General features: G+C 70.9%; 11 protein-coding genes and 1 tRNA gene. 9 read left to right on the top strand and 3 right to left on the bottom strand.

What is annotated here, in order from left to right; translation table 11 throughout:
- Positions 1 to 26: 26 nt before the first annotated feature.
- Positions 27 to 401: a TIGR02300 family protein gene (locus PGN25_09255; GenBank protein ID MEH3117762.1), complete on the bottom strand. Its 375-nt coding sequence runs from the start codon at positions 399 to 401 to the stop codon at positions 27 to 29.
- Positions 402 to 517: 116 nt separating this feature from the next.
- Positions 518 to 790 carry a hypothetical protein gene (locus tag PGN25_09250; GenBank protein MEH3117761.1) on the bottom strand — a complete coding sequence of 91 codons (273 nt, stop codon included), beginning with the start codon at positions 788 to 790 and terminating at the stop codon, positions 518 to 520.
- A gap of 226 nt (positions 791 to 1,016) precedes the next feature.
- Here PGN25_09250 and aroA point away from each other — a divergent pair, with 226 nt between their 5' ends.
- Entirely contained in the window at positions 1,017 to 2,378 is a 1,362-nt protein-coding gene (aroA, locus tag PGN25_09245) for a 3-phosphoshikimate 1-carboxyvinyltransferase (GenBank protein MEH3117760.1), read from the top strand.
- 11 nt (positions 2,379 to 2,389) lie between these two features.
- The gene (locus PGN25_09240; GenBank protein ID MEH3117759.1) at positions 2,390 to 3,043 is read left to right on the top strand and encodes a (d)CMP kinase; all 654 of its coding nucleotides are present in this window, start codon (positions 2,390 to 2,392) and stop codon (positions 3,041 to 3,043) included.
- On the opposite strand, the gene PGN25_09235 is transcribed toward PGN25_09240, so the two are convergent.
- Positions 3,030 to 3,371, bottom strand: a complete 342-nt coding sequence (locus PGN25_09235; GenBank protein ID MEH3117758.1) for a DUF167 family protein — start codon at positions 3,369 to 3,371, stop codon at positions 3,030 to 3,032. The genes PGN25_09240 and PGN25_09235 overlap by 14 nt on opposite strands.
- Before the next feature lie 915 nt (positions 3,372 to 4,286).
- Here PGN25_09235 and PGN25_09230 point away from each other — a divergent pair.
- The 7 genes from PGN25_09230 to PGN25_09200 all read left to right on the top strand — a co-directional run bounded on the left by PGN25_09230 (position 4,287) and on the right by PGN25_09200 (position 15,236).
- A tRNA-Thr gene (locus PGN25_09230) sits at positions 4,287 to 4,362 on the top strand.
- Between the two features lie 235 nt (positions 4,363 to 4,597).
- The gene (locus PGN25_09225; GenBank protein ID MEH3117757.1) at positions 4,598 to 5,932 is read left to right on the top strand and encodes an efflux RND transporter periplasmic adaptor subunit; all 1,335 of its coding nucleotides are present in this window, start codon (positions 4,598 to 4,600) and stop codon (positions 5,930 to 5,932) included.
- Between the two features lie 10 nt (positions 5,933 to 5,942).
- Positions 5,943 to 9,089, top strand: coding sequence for a CusA/CzcA family heavy metal efflux RND transporter (locus PGN25_09220; protein ID MEH3117756.1), 3,147 nt, complete (start codon positions 5,943 to 5,945; stop codon positions 9,087 to 9,089).
- Between the two features lie 20 nt (positions 9,090 to 9,109).
- On the top strand, positions 9,110 to 10,639 hold the full coding sequence (locus PGN25_09215) for an efflux transporter outer membrane subunit (GenBank protein MEH3117755.1): 1,530 nt from the start codon (positions 9,110 to 9,112) through the stop codon (positions 10,637 to 10,639).
- Between the two features lie 58 nt (positions 10,640 to 10,697).
- Entirely contained in the window at positions 10,698 to 12,146 is a 1,449-nt protein-coding gene (locus PGN25_09210) for a PepSY domain-containing protein (protein ID MEH3117754.1), read from the top strand.
- Between the two features lie 462 nt (positions 12,147 to 12,608).
- Positions 12,609 to 13,919: an alpha/beta hydrolase gene (locus PGN25_09205; GenBank protein ID MEH3117753.1), complete on the top strand. Its 1,311-nt coding sequence runs from the start codon at positions 12,609 to 12,611 to the stop codon at positions 13,917 to 13,919.
- A gap of 63 nt (positions 13,920 to 13,982) precedes the next feature.
- Entirely contained in the window at positions 13,983 to 15,236 is a 1,254-nt protein-coding gene (locus PGN25_09200; protein ID MEH3117752.1) for a glycosyltransferase, read from the top strand.
- Positions 15,237 to 15,385: the final 149 nt, after the last annotated feature.

The raw sequence follows: 15,385 nt of genomic DNA, 5'->3' as shown, positions 1-15,385 counted from the left end.
CCGATCGGCCGCTGCAGCGGAGGGCGTCAGCCCTCCTCGTCGCCGTCGGAATCGTTGTCGATCAGGTCGGAGACGTCGTCGTCGCCGTCCTCTTCCTCCAGGAAGGTGTCGTCGTCGCCGCCGCCGCTGGAATCGCCGCCGCCCTCCTCGTCGTCCACGTTGATGTCCGAGTCGTCCTCGTTGGTCTCGGCCTCGTCGAGGGAGACGATCTCCGGGCCGCCCTTCTCGTCCTCGTCCTCGTCGTCATCCGAGCGGCTGGCGACCGGCGGGGCGACGCGGGTCGTCGCGATCTGATAGATCGTGCCGCATTTCGGGCAGGTCGCCGGATCGCGGTCGAGATCGTAGAACTTGGCACCGCAATTCATGCACTGGCGCTTGACGCCGAGTTCCGGTCTAGCCACGGCAGCGAACCTCTGGGGACGAAATAGGGGGAAAGGGTCCGGGAGAGCGGCCCCGTTAGTCGCAGCCTCCGCCCATGTCAAACGCCATGTCGCCCGCCGTGGGAGGGGCCGCAACCTCAGGCGCGGCGCGACCACTTGTTCTGCCGCCGCTCGACGCTGACGCGCAGGAAGCGGCCGAAGGGCGTGCCGCCGGCCGGCCTGCCGCGGTCGAATCCCTGCAGGACGGCTTCGAGGGCGACGATGCGCTCGCTGGGGCGGCGATAGGCGCTTTCCAGCTCGTTGAGAGCTTCGAGGACGCGCTCGGAGACCGTCGCATCGGCGACGGCGGAGGCATGATCGATCTTGCGAAGGCACTGGCTCACCGGCGTCATGGATCGGAGAATAAACATATGTTGGGATTTGTCGAGGGTTCGGGAGGCGCCGAGCCGGTCCGCCTGGGTCTCTATGCACCACGGAGCGGCGCTAGCAGAACGGGTGACGCGCCGGATGACGCCGCCGGGTCCGCGTGCTAACGCGGCGCCCGTCGCGCCGGCCCCGTCCGGCGGACGGCCGTCGGCGCCCTGATGCTTCGGCGCAGAGCTTCAGCCCGAGACTCGAGCCACAAGACTCCCTGCCGTGTCGCACGATTCCGAACCGCAGCCCGTCACCGCCTTTCCCGGAGGGGCCCTGAACGGGGCCCTGAAGCCGCCGGGGGACAAGTCGATCTCCCACCGGGCGATGATCCTGGGCCTGCTGGCCATCGGCGAGACGCGGGTCGAGGGCCTTCTGGAGGGCGACGACGTGCTGCGCACCGCCGCCGCCGCCAGGGCGCTGGGCGCTCGGGTCACCCGCGAGGGCGAGGGCCGCTGGCGCATCGTCGGCGTCGGCGTCGGCGGCATGCAGGATCCGGAGGGCGTGCTCGATTTCGGCAATGCCGGCACCGGCTCGCGGCTGATGATGGGCGTCGTCGGCGGTCAGCCCGTCACCGCGACCTTCGACGGCGACGCCTCCCTCCGCAAGCGGCCGATGCGGCGCATCCTCGATCCGCTCCTGACGATGGGCGCCGAAATCGTCTCCGAGGCCGAGGGCGGGCGCGTGCCGCTGACCCTGAAGGGGCCGCGCGAGGCGATTCCGATCCGCTACGAGCTGCCGGTCGCCTCGGCCCAGATCAAGTCGGCGGTGCTGCTCGCCGGGCTGAACGCGCCCGGCATCACCACGGTGATCGAGACCGCCGCCTCGCGCGACCATACCGAGCGGATGCTGCGCCTGTTCGGCGCCGAGGTGTCCGTGACGCCCTGCGGCGCGGGCGGCCACGGCCGCGCGATCGCGCTCACCGGCCAGCCGACCCTGCGCGGCACCGCGGTGATCGTGCCGGCCGATCCGTCCTCGGCCGCCTTCCCGCTGGTGGCGGCGCTGATCGTGCCCGGCTCCGAAGTCACCTTGCGCGGGGTGATGATGAACCCGCTGCGCATCGGCCTGATCGCCACGCTGATCGAGATGGGCGCCGACATCGCGCGCCTCGACGAGCGGGAGGAGGGGGGCGAGACGGTGGCCGACCTGCGCGTGCGCGCGAGCCGCCTCAGGGGCGTCGCGGTGCCGGCCGAGCGCGCGCCCTCGATGATCGACGAATATCCGATCCTGGCGGTCGCCGCGGCCTTCGCCGAGGGCACGACCCGGATGAACGGGCTGCACGAATTGCGGGTCAAAGAATCCGACCGACTCGCGGCGGTCGCGGCCGGCCTCGCCGCCAACGGCGTCGCGCACGCGATCGAGGGCGACGACCTGATCGTGACGGGGCGCGGCGACGCACCCGCGGGCGGCGGCACGGTCGCGACGCATCTCGACCACCGCATCGCCATGGCCTTCCTCGTCATGGGGCTCGCCGCGAAGAGGCCCGTGACCGTGGACGACGGCGCGATGATCGCCACGAGCTTCCCGAGCTTCCGGCCGACCATGCTGGCGCTCGGCGCCCGGATCGAGGACGGGGCCGCCGCATGATCCCGAGAGGCATGAGCCCCGACGCCGACATGACTCCCCTCGTCATCGCCATCGACGGTCCGGCGGCCTCGGGCAAGGGCACGCTCGCCCGGCGGCTCGCCCGGCATTACGGGCTGCCGCATCTCGATACCGGCCTGCTCTACCGCGCCGTCGCCCTGACCCTGATCGATGCCGGGGCCGATCTCGACGATGCGGGCGCGGCGGCGCGGGCCGCCTCCGCCCTGTCGGCGGAGCGGCTGTCCGACCTGCGCCTGCGGGAACGGGCGATGGGCGAGGCGGCCTCGCGGGTCTCCTCGGTGCCGGCGGTGCGCGCCGCCCTGCTGTCCTGGCAGCGTCGCTTCGCCGAAGGACCGGAGGGCGCCGTTCTCGACGGGCGCGACATCGGCACCGTGGTCTGCCCCGAGGCGCGGGTGAAGCTGTTCATCGTCGCCGCCCCCGAGGAGCGGGCGCGGCGGCGCCACCGCGAACTGCTCGGCCGCGGCGAGGAGACCACGCTCGCCGCGATCCTCGCCGACATCCGCGCCCGCGACGCCCGCGATTCGAGCCGCGCCGCCGCTCCCCTGAAGCCCGCCGCGGACGCGGTGGTGCTCGACACCACCGAACTCGATGCCGACGCCGCCTTCGCCGAAGCGGTCGTCCTCGTGGAGCGGCTCAAGGCCGCCTGAGACCTCCTTCCGCCCCGTCGAGCCACGCCTCCACCCGCGCGGCGAGATCCCCCGGCTCACCCGAGAGATGCAGCCGCTTGGTCCGGGACGTCTCGCCGGAGACGAGCGTCACCTCGGCCTTCCTCAGCCCGAGGCTCCTGGCCAGGAAGACGGTCAGCGCCGCGTTGGCCGCGCCTTCGACCGGCGGTGCCGCGACCCGCAGGCACAGGACCGGGCGTCCGTCCGCATCGGCGCGGACGCCGTCGAGCCCGCTGCGGCTTGCCCGCGGCGTCAGCCGCACCGCGAGGGTGAGCCCGTCCGCGTCGAGGGTGTAGGGACGCTGCGGCATGCGAGCGGTTCCTCGGACGGCCGATACGGCCTGATCACGCGTGGCTCGGGGGTCGGGAGGCGTCCGGAACGGGCCGATGCGGGAAGGTTCGGCCCCGTGAGGCCGTGCGAGCCGGCCGCGGCCCAACACGCACGCAGGAGAGGTGCGAAACGCATCATACCGTTTCCGATTGATTGCTTCAGGGTTTGGCCACCCTCCGTCATCGCGAGCGGCCGCGAAGCGATCCAGGGCGCGACAGGTCCGGAAAGGACGCGCCCTGGATTGCCACGGCTTCGCCTCGCAAGGACGGAGGAGAGGCCGAACTCATCAACCGGATATCGTATCACATCTGTGTGATGCGGTTACGCTTTCGCCGCGGCGAGGAACGCGCGGTCCGAGCGATTCGTAACGGGTTGCGGCGGGACGGTCGGGTTCTCCCGAAAACGTTCAACTTCAGGGCAAGCCGTTGGCCGGCTGCCCAGGCCGTCGATCCGATGATGCCGAGCGGACGGGGTGGCGATCTCGCCCGCCGGGTTCGTAGCGGGCGCCGAGGAAGCGGGCCTGATGCCCGAGATCGGGGCCCGGATCCTGGCCGAGGCCTTGCCGCGAGGCGGCCGCCTGGCCCGCTCATCTCACGGTCGCAGTCCATCTGTCGGCGACGCGACTGCGCAGCGCCCGCTTCGTCCACACGGCGGAGCAGATGCTCGCCGACAGCGAGTTGCCGCCGCACCGAGGCCGGACGATGCGTCGTGAACCGCAGGCTCGACAGGGTTTCGAGGCGATGACCCGGAGCCGGCTCGGGCCGAATGCTTGCACTCGGCCGTGAAACGCAAGATCAGTTGCGCGCAATATACAAGGGGCGGTCCGTGGAGACGGGGGCGATACCCATGGGCGCGCTTGCGCGGTCCGGGTCGGGCTGGTAGCGGGTTGAGCACTGCCGGTTTAGCTCAGTTGGTAGAGCAACCGCCTTGTAAGCGGTAGGTCGCGAGTTCGAGTCCCGCAACCGGCACCATCCCATCCCTGCCGATCCTGACCCCACGTCCGGCGCCTTGACGGAGCCGCCGGATGAGGCCGGGCTCGCGGTGGATCACGCCCTCGCGATGGCCACAGAAAAGCTTCAAGCGCCGTGTCCTCGTCCGGCGACGGAATTCGGGACAGAATTCGGGTCAGACTTGGGCTTGTCATAATGATCGACGATAGGCCGCATCCGGTTCGGCTTCGGTCGAACCGATCCACCAGAGACGACCATGGACGCGGGTAAGCCCTGTTCGCCTCAGACCCCTGAGGGCGCTCGCGACGCGCGCCGGCACCGCACCGGCCTGCGGCGCGCGGTCGTCGTGCTGATCCCGGTCGTCGCTCTCGTGGCGGCCGCCGTCGCCTTTCCGCAGCCGACGCGGCGCGCGGCCGAGGGCGCGATCGATCTCGTCGCCCGGCTGACCGGGCGCACGGCGGAGCCGGCCTCGGAGCCCGCAGGCGAGGCGCACGCGGCCGGTGCCCGCGTCTTCCGCCCGAGCCCGGAGCAGCGCGCCACCTTCGGAATCCAGCCGGTCGCGACCGTGACGTTCCGACCCGAGGGGTCGGCCGAGGGGCGCATCGCCCTCAACGAGGACGACAACGTGCCGGTGGCTTCACCCTATTCGGGCCGTGTGACCAAGGTGCAGGTCCGGGCGGGCCAGGAGGTGAAGGCGGGCGACCTCCTGCTGACGCTCGAGGCCAGCGACATGGTCCAGGCGCAGAACGACTACCAGAGCGCGCTCAACACCTTGCAGAAGCAGCAGGCGCTGCTCAAGCTCGACCAGACCATCGCCGCCCGCCAGCAGGAACTGTTCGCGGCCCGGGCCGTCGCGCTGAAGGACTACCAGTCGGCCCAGAACGACGTCATCGCCGCGCAGAGCGACCTGAAGACCGCCGAGGCGAGTCTCGACGCGGTGAAGAACCGGCTGCGCCTCCTCGGCAAGTCGGACGCGGAGATCGCCGCCTTCGAGAAGAGCGGTCATCTCAACTCGGACGTCGAGATCCGCGCGCCGATCGCCGGCACCATCGTCCAGCGCAAGGTCGGCGTCGGCCAGTTCCTCTCCTCGTCGAGCGATCCCGCCTTCGTCATCGGCGATCTCTCGACGGTCTGGCTCATCGCCAACATCCGCGAGAGCGAAGTGCCGAAGGTGCATGTCGGCCAGCCGGTCGAGGCGCGGGTGGCGGGCTTCGGCGACCGGGTGTTCAAGGCCCGCATCGACTACATGGCCGCGAGCCTCGACGCGGCGACGCGCCGGCTCGCCGTGCGCAGCGAGGTCGAGAACCCGGACCGGGTGCTGCGGCCGGAGATGTTCGCCACCTTCACCATCGTCACCGGCCCGCCGCGTCCCTCGCCCGCCGTGCCGCTCGCGGCGATCGTCTACGAGGGGCCCAGCGCCCATGTCTGGGTCGCCGGGGCCGACGGCACGATCGCCGCCCGCCCCGTGCGGATCGGCCTCGTCAACGGCGACGTCGCCCAGGTCGTCGAGGGCCTGCGGGCCGGCGAGGCGATCGTCACCCGCGGCGCCCTGTTCATCGACCGTGCCGCCTCGGGCGACAAGGCGTCGTAAGGGGCGGGCGATGAACAGCCTGATCGTCTTCGCCCTGCGCCAGCGCGTGCTGGTGTTCCTGGGCTTCGTGATGATGCTCGCGCTCGGCTACGCGAGCTACCTGCAACTCAACGTCGAGGCCTATCCCGATCCGGTCCCGCCGCTCGTCGACGTGATCACCCAGAATCCGGGCCAGTCGGCGGAGGAGATCGAGCGCTACATCACGATCCCCATCGAGGTCCAGCTTGCCGGCATCCCGAACGCGCAGGTGGTGCGCACCATCTCGCTGTTCGGCCTCTCCGACGTGAAGGTGCAGTTCAACTACGAGTTCACCTATGAGGAGGCGCTCCAGCGCGTCCTCAACCGCCTGTCGCAATTGCCGCCGCTGCCGAACGGCGCCCAGCCGCAGATCTCCCCGACGAGCCCGGTCGGCGAGATCATGCGCTACAAGCTCGTCGGCCCGCCGGGCTTCTCCCCGGCCGATATGAAGACGCTGCAGGACTGGGTGCTGCAGCGCCGCTTCAAGGCGATCCCCGGCGTGGTCGACGTCACCGCCTTCGGCGGCAAGGCCAAGGAGTACGAGATCGCCGTCGATCTGGCCCGGCTGCAAGGCTTGGGCATGACCCTGGTCCAGCTCGTCAACGCCCTCGACAATTCCTCGATCAATGTCGGCGGCCAGACGCTCAACGTCGGCGAGCAGTCGGCGGTGGTGCGCGGGATCGGCCTGATCCGCGACATGGACGACATCCGCGACACCATGCTGACGCAGGTGAACGGCGTGCCGGTGCTGGTGCGCGACGTGGCGGAGGTGCGCGTCTCGCACGCGCCGCGGCTCGGCATCGTCGGCCAGGACGACGACCCGGACGTGGTCGAGGGCATCGTGCTGATGAGCCGCGGCGGCCAGAGCCTGCCGACGCTCCAGCGCGTCGAGGCCGAGATCGAGCGGATCAACGGCTCGACCATCCTGCCGCCCGGCGTGAAGATCGAGCGCATCTACGACCGCTCGGAACTGATCCACACCACCACGCACACCGTGATGCACAACCTCGTCTTCGGCGTGGTGCTGGTCTTCGTGGTGCAGTGGCTGTTCCTGGGGTCGCTGCGCAGCGCGATCATCGTGGCGGCGACGATTCCGTTCGCGCTGGGCTTCGCGATCCTGATTCTGGTGCTGCGCGGCGACTCGGCCAACCTGCTGTCGCTCGGCGCGATCGATTTCGGCCTGATCGTGGACGCGACCGTGATCATGGTCGAAAACATCTTCCGGCATCTGGCCGAGCCCGAGCATTCCGAGGGGGTGCCTGCGCCCGGCGGTCTGACCGGCCGGCTCGGCACCATCGCCATCGCCGGCGCCGAGGTGAACCGGGCGATCTTCTTCTCCGCGACCATCATCATCGTCGGCTTCCTCCCGCTGTTCACGATGACCGGCGTCGAGGGCCACATCTTCGGGCCGATGGCCAAGACCTACGCCTACGCCCTGGTCGGCGGCCTGCTCGCCACCTTCACGGTCTCGCCCGCGCTCTCGGCGATCATCCTGCCCAGGCGCGTGAAGGAGCGCGACACGCCGATCGTGCGGATCCTGCGGTTCGGCCACCGCATCGTCCTGCGCTTCGGCCTGCGCAACCGCATCCTCGCCCTCGGCGTGACCCTGGCGATCCTGGCGGTGTCCGGGCTCGCCACCCGCGACCTCGGCCTCGAATTCCTGCCGCGGCTCGAAGAGGGCAACCTCTACGTCCGCGGCACGATGCCGGCCTCGATCTCGCTGGAAGCCGGCAACGCCTACGTCCAGCGCCTGCGCAAGATCTTCCGGGAGGTGCCGGAGGTCGTCACCGTGATCTCGCATCAGGGCCGGCCGAACGACGGCACCGACGCCACCGGCTTCTTCAACGTCGAGATCCTGGCGCCGCTCAAGCCCATCGACCGGTGGCGCAAGGGACTGGACAAGGAGACGCTGATCCGCGACCTCTCGAAGCGCCTCGACGCGGAGTTTCCCGGCATCGAGTTCAACTTCTCGCAATATATCGAGGACAACGTCCAGGAGGCGGCATCGGGCGTGAAGGGCGAGAACTCGGTCAAGATCTACGGCAACGACCTCGCCGAGATCACCCGCACCGCCAACGCCGTGAAGGCGGCGCTGGCGAGCGTGCCGGGCATCACCGATCTGGCGGTGTTCGAATCCCTCGGCCAGCCGACCGTCCAGATCGACGTCGACCGCCGCAAGGCCGCCCGCTTCGGCCTCTCGATCGGCGACGTGAACACCACCGTCGCGGCGGCGATCGGCGGCCAGACCGCGGGCGACCTCTACGAGTACGGCTCCGACCGCCACTTTCCGATGCGGGTGCGGCTCGCGTCCCGGTACCGCTCCTCGCTCGACACGATCCGCAGCATCACGGTCGGGGCGCCGAACCCGAACGGCGGCGTGGTGCAGGTCCCGCTCTCGGAGATCGCCACCGTCGAGCTCGTCTCGGGCGCCGCCTTCATCTACCGCGAGGACCAGCAGCGCTACATCCCGGTGAAGTTCTCGGTGCGCGGACGCGACCTCGGCGGCGCGGTGCTGGAGGCGCAGGCCCGCGTCGCGGAGACGGTGGCGCTGCCGCCCGGCTTCCACCTCGAATGGGTCGGCCAGTTCACCAACCTGAAGGAGGCGGTCGCGAGGCTCAGCGTGGTCGTGCCGATCACCCTGGGGCTGATCGCGCTGCTCCTGTTCGTCAACTTCTCCTCCGTCACCGACATGCTGCTCACCCTCTCGGTGATCCCGATGGCGATGATCGGCGGCATCTTCGCCCTGTTCTTCACGGACACCCCGTTCTCGATCTCGGCGGCGATCGGCTTCATCGCCCTGTTCGGCATCTCGACGATGGAGGGCGTGATCCTGCTCGCCTACTACAACCAGCTCCTCGACGAGGGTTGGGAGCGGGCCGAGGCCGTCCGCCACGCCTCGATCGTGCGGATGCGGCCGGTGATGATGACCTGCGTGGCGGCCTGCGTCGGCCTCCTGCCCGCGGCGGTCTCCACCGGCATCGGGTCCCAGGTGCAGAAGCCCCTGGCGCTGGTGGTGGTCGGCGGCATCCTGCTCGCCCCGAACCTGATCCTCGTGGTGCTGCCGGTCCTGATCTCCCTGTTCTCCCGCCGCCGGCCGAACGACGGGGCCGTGCCGGCCGCAAACCGGGTTGCCGCGTGATGGGTCGTCAGGAGCGGAACGTGCGGCGGAGGGCTCGTCTCGCCGCCGGCCTGGGCATCGCCGGCCTCTGCGGCGCGCTCGGCGGCTGCATGGTCGGACCGGACTACCGGCCTCCGGCGGATCCGCCGGTGACGCGCTACACCAGGGAGCCGCTGAGGAATCCGAGTGCGGCCGACGCGATCCGCACCGGCCAGGGCGGTTCGGCCGACCAGAGCTTCGTCTCCGGGGCCGACATTCCGGGGGCGTGGTGGACCCTGTTCCGCTCGAAGGCGCTGAACCGCCTCGTGGAGGAGGCGCTGGCCAACAACCCGACCCTGGAGGCGGCGCAGGCCTCCCTGCGCATCGCGCAGCAGAACGTTCTGGCCCAGCGCGGCACGCTGTTCCCGACGCTGACCGCCAACCCGCAGGCGCTCGGCGCCCGGGCGCCGGGGCTCGAACTGCAATCGCCGCTGCAGGACCAGAGCCGCTATCTCTACAGCCTGTACACGCCGCAGGTGACCGTCGCCTTCAACCCGGACGTGTTCGGCGGCAACCGCCGCCAGATCGAGGCGCTGGAGGCCGAGGCCGAGAACCAGCGCTTCCAGCTCGAGGCGGCCTATCTCAGCCTCACCGCCAACGTCGTGACCGCCGCGATCCAGGAGGCGGCCCTGCGCGCCCAGATCGAGGCGACCAAGCGGGTGATCCAGGCGCAGACCGAGGTGCTGGAACTCTACAACAAGCAGCTCAAGCTCGGTCAGATCGCGGGCGCCGACGTGGTGGTGCAGCAGGCCGCGCTCTCGCTGTCGCAGCAGCAATTGCCGCCGCTGGAGAAGCAACTGGCGCAGCAGCGCAACCTGCTCACCGCCCTGACCGGCCGTCTGCCGAGCGACGAGGTCGCCGAGACCTTCACCCTGAATGCGCTGCGCCTGCCGACGCGGCTGCCCGTGAGCCTGCCCTCGCGCCTCGTGCAGCAGCGGCCCGACGTGAAGGCCGCCGAGTCCCAGGTGAAGGAGGCGAGCGCCAATGTCGGCGTCGCCGTCGCCAACCGGCTGCCGCAGTTCAACATCACGGCGACGGGCGGTTCCAGCGCGGTGCGGCTCGCCCAGCTCACCAATCCGGCGGCGGGCTTCTTCACCATCATCGGCCAAGCGACGCAGCCGATCTTCGATGCGGGCACGCTCTATCGGCGCCAGCGCGCCTCCGAGGAGACCCTGAACCAGGCCCAGGCGCAGTACCGGGCCACGGTGATCGCCGCGTTCCAGAACGTGGCCGACAGCCTGCGGGCGCTCCAGTTCGATGCCAAAGCGGTGGCGGCGGCCTCCGCCGCCGAGAAGGCGACGGGCGAGAGCCTCGGGCTCGTCCGCAAGCAGTATTCGGCCGGCGCCGTCAACGCGACGCAGGTGCTGATCGCCCAGCAGGGCTACCTCTCGGCGCTCGTCACCTCGGCGGGCGCGCGCGCGACCGAGTACGCCGACACCGCCGCCCTGTTCCAGGCCCTCGGCGGCGGCTGGTGGAACCGCAGCGACGTCGCCCCGCCGCCGCCGGAGTCCGATCCGGCGAAGTTCCTGTGAGGCGGTCGCGTCCGGTGGCGCCCTGGCCATGACACGCTGGGCCATGACACGCTGGGCCATGACACGGCCGGGAAAGCGCCTGCGGCGGTGGCTCTATCTCGGCCATCGCTGGCTCGGCATCGTGACCTGCCTGTTCTTCGCCGTCTGGTTCGTGTCCGGCGTGGTGATGATGTATGTCGGCTTCCCGCGCCTGACCGAGGCCGAGCGCCGCGCCGCCCTTCCCGCCATCGCCTGGGACCGGGTCGCCCTGACGCCCGAGGCGGCGCTCGGCCGCGCCGGCCTCGGCGAGCGCGACGCGCGGCGGATCACGCTGTCCATGCTCGTCGACCGGCCGGTCTACCGGATCGTGCCGTGGGACGGGCCGGCCCGGACGGTTTCGGCCGTGGACGGCGGCATGATCGCCGGGATCGATCCGGAGCGGGCCCTGGCGGCGGCCTCCGCTCACCCGGCGGCCCGTGCGCCGGTGGATCTCGGCGTGGTCGAGCGCGACCAGTGGTCGGTCCATCAGCGCTTCGACGCTTCGCGGCCCTTCCACCGCATCGCCCTCGGGGACGAGGCCGGTACGCAGCTCTACGTCTCGCGCGCAAGCGGCGAGATCGTTCTCGACACCACGCGGCGCGAGCGGTTCTGGAACTGGTTCGGCGCGGTGCCGCACTGGCTCTACTTCACGCCGCTGCGGGCGCGGCAGGGGCTGTGGCGCGACGTGATCCTGTGGCTCTCCGGGGTCGCGATCCTCGGCGCGGCCACCGGCCTGACGGTCGGCCTGATCCGCGTGCGGCTGCGGCGGCGCTACGCCCGGGGGGCGGTCACGCCCTATCGCGGCTGGATGGCGTGGCACCATCTCGGCGGCCTCGTCGCCGGCACGGCGGTCCTCACCTTCATCGTCAGCGGCTGGCTCTCGATGAACCCCAACCGCTGGTTCTCCGCTCCCGAGCCCGACCGCGCGGCCCTGGTGCGGTATGCCGGCCCCGCGGGCATCCCGTTTCCCGACGACCGCGCGGCCCTGACCGCCGCGTGTCCCGGTGCCGTGGAGGGGCGCTTCAGCCGGGTCGACGGCCGGCCCGTCGTGGTTCTCGCGTGTCCCGACGGCCGGTCGCGCCTCTGCTGCCGGGCGGACGCGCTGCCGAGGGCGGCGCTCGCGGCCTCGGCGCGCCGTCTCCTGCCCGACGCCCCACCGCCCGGCATCAGGGTCGTCGGGCAGGAGGATGCCTACTGGTACGGGCACCACGACGAGCCGGTGCTCCCGGTTCTGCGGGTCGCATTCGCCGATCCGGCCGCGACATGGTTCCACATCGATCCGGCGACGGGCGAGATTCTGGGGCGCATGGATCGCTCGAACCGGATCCAGCGCTGGCTGTTCAACGGCCTGCACAGCCTCGACGTCCGCGTCCTCGTCCGCAACCGTCCGGCCTGGGATGCGCTCATGCTGCTCCTCGCCCTCGGCGGCCTGCTGGTGTCCGTGTCCGGGATCGTCATCGGCTGCCGGAGACTCGCCCGCCCCCTGTGAGGGGCGGGCCGACGGGTTGGGCGACGGAACGGGCGCGCTCAAGCGTCCGGCGCGCCGGCCCAGGGCTCCGAACTCGGGCTGACGCTCCCATCGGGACCGCGCAGCGGAACCCGGAAATCCACCCGTGATGCGGCGTCGCGGCCCGTCGTGGATGGCACGCCCCTGGCGCGCCCCTTCGGGTCCGGGTTCGCTTGTCGGCGTCCCGGGATGACGAAGCGTGAGATCGTGGCAGCGACGTCGCAGGCGCGTTCGTGACCCCTCGTGGGAGCGAATGCAGAGCCCGGGCATATGCCCGCGGAATGGATATTACATTTCCTGCTTGCCGTGACGGGTTCGAATCACGAGTCGTGGAATTATATCGTATGATGATGTGCTTCGCAGAGCATCGATGCTCATTGAAGGCTGCGCGTGAACTTGTCGTCGCCGCGTGAGAGCATTGATCCGGATAAGGCGCTCGAGCGTATGCGAAATTCTCTGAGCTTCACGCCGCCGGATTTGCAGGGAACGCCGTTCGAGACGGTGCGGCGCCGTCACGTCTTCTATGCTCCCGGCTACGATCCCGAGGCGCGGACCCGCTATCGATTGCTCTTCGTGCGGGAATGGTCTCGCTACACCAAGCGCTTCGGCGGCGGGAAGCGGGAGATCTCCCGCGCCTGCTTGAGCGGGGACGGACTGGTTCAGAGCTGGACCGTGAGTGCGCCCGACCGGGGTGAGGGGGCCGAGACCCGCTACGACGTGCTCCTGTGGGACGATATCGTCGCCGCCGATTTCGCCCGCTCCCGCTTCGTCAGCGTGGCGCTCCTCATCGTCGGCACCCTGCACGCTCTCGTGAGCGGCCTGCTGTTCCGCTTCTACCGGCTGAACTGGAAATACGGGAACGTCATCCTCTACCCGTTCGCGATGGTGGTCCTCCTCGGACTCCTGTCGATCCTCATCGGGGGGACGGTTCACGCCCATCTCGGCCACAGCCTCGGCCTGCCGATCTGGGTGTCCCTGCCGCTCGGCATCGCCGCCGGCCTCGCCTGGATCAAGGCCATCGAGGCCTTCCTGAACCGCGTCTTCTTCTGGCAGCTCCTGAACGACTGGGTCTTCAACTGGCAGCACGGCGGGGGTCGCCGGCCGGACTACGACCGTCGCCTCGACGCCTTCGCCGATCACGTCCGCTCCTGTCTGGCGCAGGCGCGCGGGGAGGGGGGCGAGCGGATCGACGAGGTCATGATCGTCGGCCATTCCTCGGGTGGGCTGACCGCGGTCGAGATCGCCGCCCGCCTCCTCGCCCGCGAGGCGGGGGAGGAGGCGATGATCGGCCCGCCGTGCCCAGCCCTGTCGCTCGTGACGCTGGGGTCCGGGCTCCCGCTCGTGGCGATGCAGCCCTCGGCCGGGCCTCTGCGGGCGCAGATCGCCCGCCTCGTCACCGACCGGCGCGTGGTCTGGTGCGACTTCCACGCGCCGCAGGACTGGATGAACTTTCCGGGCTTCAACCCGCTGCACGATCTCGATCTCGGCCTGTGCGGGCGGCCCGTGGCCAATCCGCTGGTCCGCTCGGCGCGCTTCCGCGACCTGCTCCGCCCCGAAACCTACCGGCGGGTGCGTTTCCGTCCCTTCCGCATGCACTTCCAGTTCCTCCTCGCGAACGAGCGGCCCGGTGCCTACGACTTCTTCGCGATGACGCTCGGATCTCAAAGCCTGCGCGAGCGCGTGCTCGCGCCGGTCCCGGCCCCGGCCCCCGTCCCGGCCCTCTCTCTCGAACTCGAACCGGCCCTTCCGCTCTGATCCGGCGAAGCCGGCTGTCTGCCCCGTCCCGCGCACGACGAGTGCAAGCCGAAGTCGAGATCCATGCAGGTTTTCATCGTTGCCGTCGGCAGCCACGGCGATGTGCTGCCGCTGCTTGCCATGGGAAGCGCGCTGCGGTCACGCGGTCACGCGGTCACGCTCGCGGCCCCCGCCCCCTTCGCGGCGATGGCCGCCCGGGCCGGACTTCCCTTCTTCGCCCTGGGGACGGAGGCGGACTACCGCCGTGTCGTGGCCGAGCCGAGCCTGTGGCGCCCCTGGCGCGGAGCGTGGGCGATGTTCCGACACGTCTCGGCGCTGACCGAGCCGACCTATCACTGGCTTGCCGGGACCGTCCGCCCCGGCGCGAGCGTCGTGCTCGCCTCGACGCTGGCGCTCGGCGCCCGCGTGGCGCAGGACAAGCTCGGCGTCAGCCTCGCCACGCTGCATCTGATGCCGCTGCTGGTCGAGAGCCGCAGCGATCCGCCGATGCTGCCGGGCCTGCCGCTTCCGGAATGGCTGCCGCCCCGTTTCCGTCACTGGATCGGGCGCGGTGCGGATCGCACCGTGATCGACCCGGCCGCCCTGCCGCCTCTGAACGCATTCCGTGCGCGTCTCGGCCTGCCCCCCGTGCGCCGGCTGCGCCACTGGTGGAGCAGCCCGCAGCGCGTGCTCCTCGCCTTCCCCGATTGGTACGCCGCGCCGCAGCCGGACTGGCCGCCCCAGGCGATCCAGACCGGCTTTCCGCTCGCGGACCGCTTCGGCGATCGGGCCGAACTCGACCCGTCCGTTTCCGCCTTCCTGGATGTGGACGCGCCGCCCCTGGCCTTCACCTACGGATCGGCCATGGGCCGGGCGCAGGATTTCTTCCGGACGGCGCTCCGCCTCTGCGCACGCACGGGCCGCCGCGGCATCCTCCTCGCGCCGCAGGGCGGGCAGGTGCCCGGCGCTCTGCCCCCGAACGTGCTGCATCTGTCCTACGCACCGTTCAGCCGCCTGCTGCCGCGCTGCGCGGCCCTGATCCACCACGGCGGAATCGGCACCGTCGCCCAGGCGCTCGCGGCCGGAATCCCGCAACTCGTGGTCCCCGTCGCCTTCGATCACTTCGACGAGGCGCGGCGCCTGCACCGGCTCGGCCTCGGCACCAGCGTGAGCCGCCGCCGTTTCACGCCGGGCCGGGCCGGGGGCGCGCTCGACCGGCTGCTGGCCGATCCGGCCGTCGCCCGGGCCTGCTCGGCGGCCAAGGCGCGGATGACGGGTGAGGATGGCGTGGGGGCGGCCTGCGAGGCGGTGGAAGCGTTGCACCCGACGGCTTCTTGAGAACGGAGCGAAGCATGAGGAGCGCCTCGTTGCAGGGAAGCCGACCGCTGGTCGTCTTCCCTGCGTCCGGCGGACGCCCGCCGCCGCGCCTTCGCGCGGGCAACCGGCGATGCGTCGGGATCGGCGCCGGTTGGCATGACGCGTGGGGT

Origin of the sequence: Methylorubrum populi, assembly GCA_036946625.1 — a bacterium.
GTDB classification, from domain to species: domain Bacteria; phylum Pseudomonadota; class Alphaproteobacteria; order Rhizobiales; family Beijerinckiaceae; genus Methylobacterium; species Methylobacterium populi_C.
Note: the sequence above shows the minus strand (reverse complement) of the source record. Positions and strands in the feature narration are given on the sequence as shown.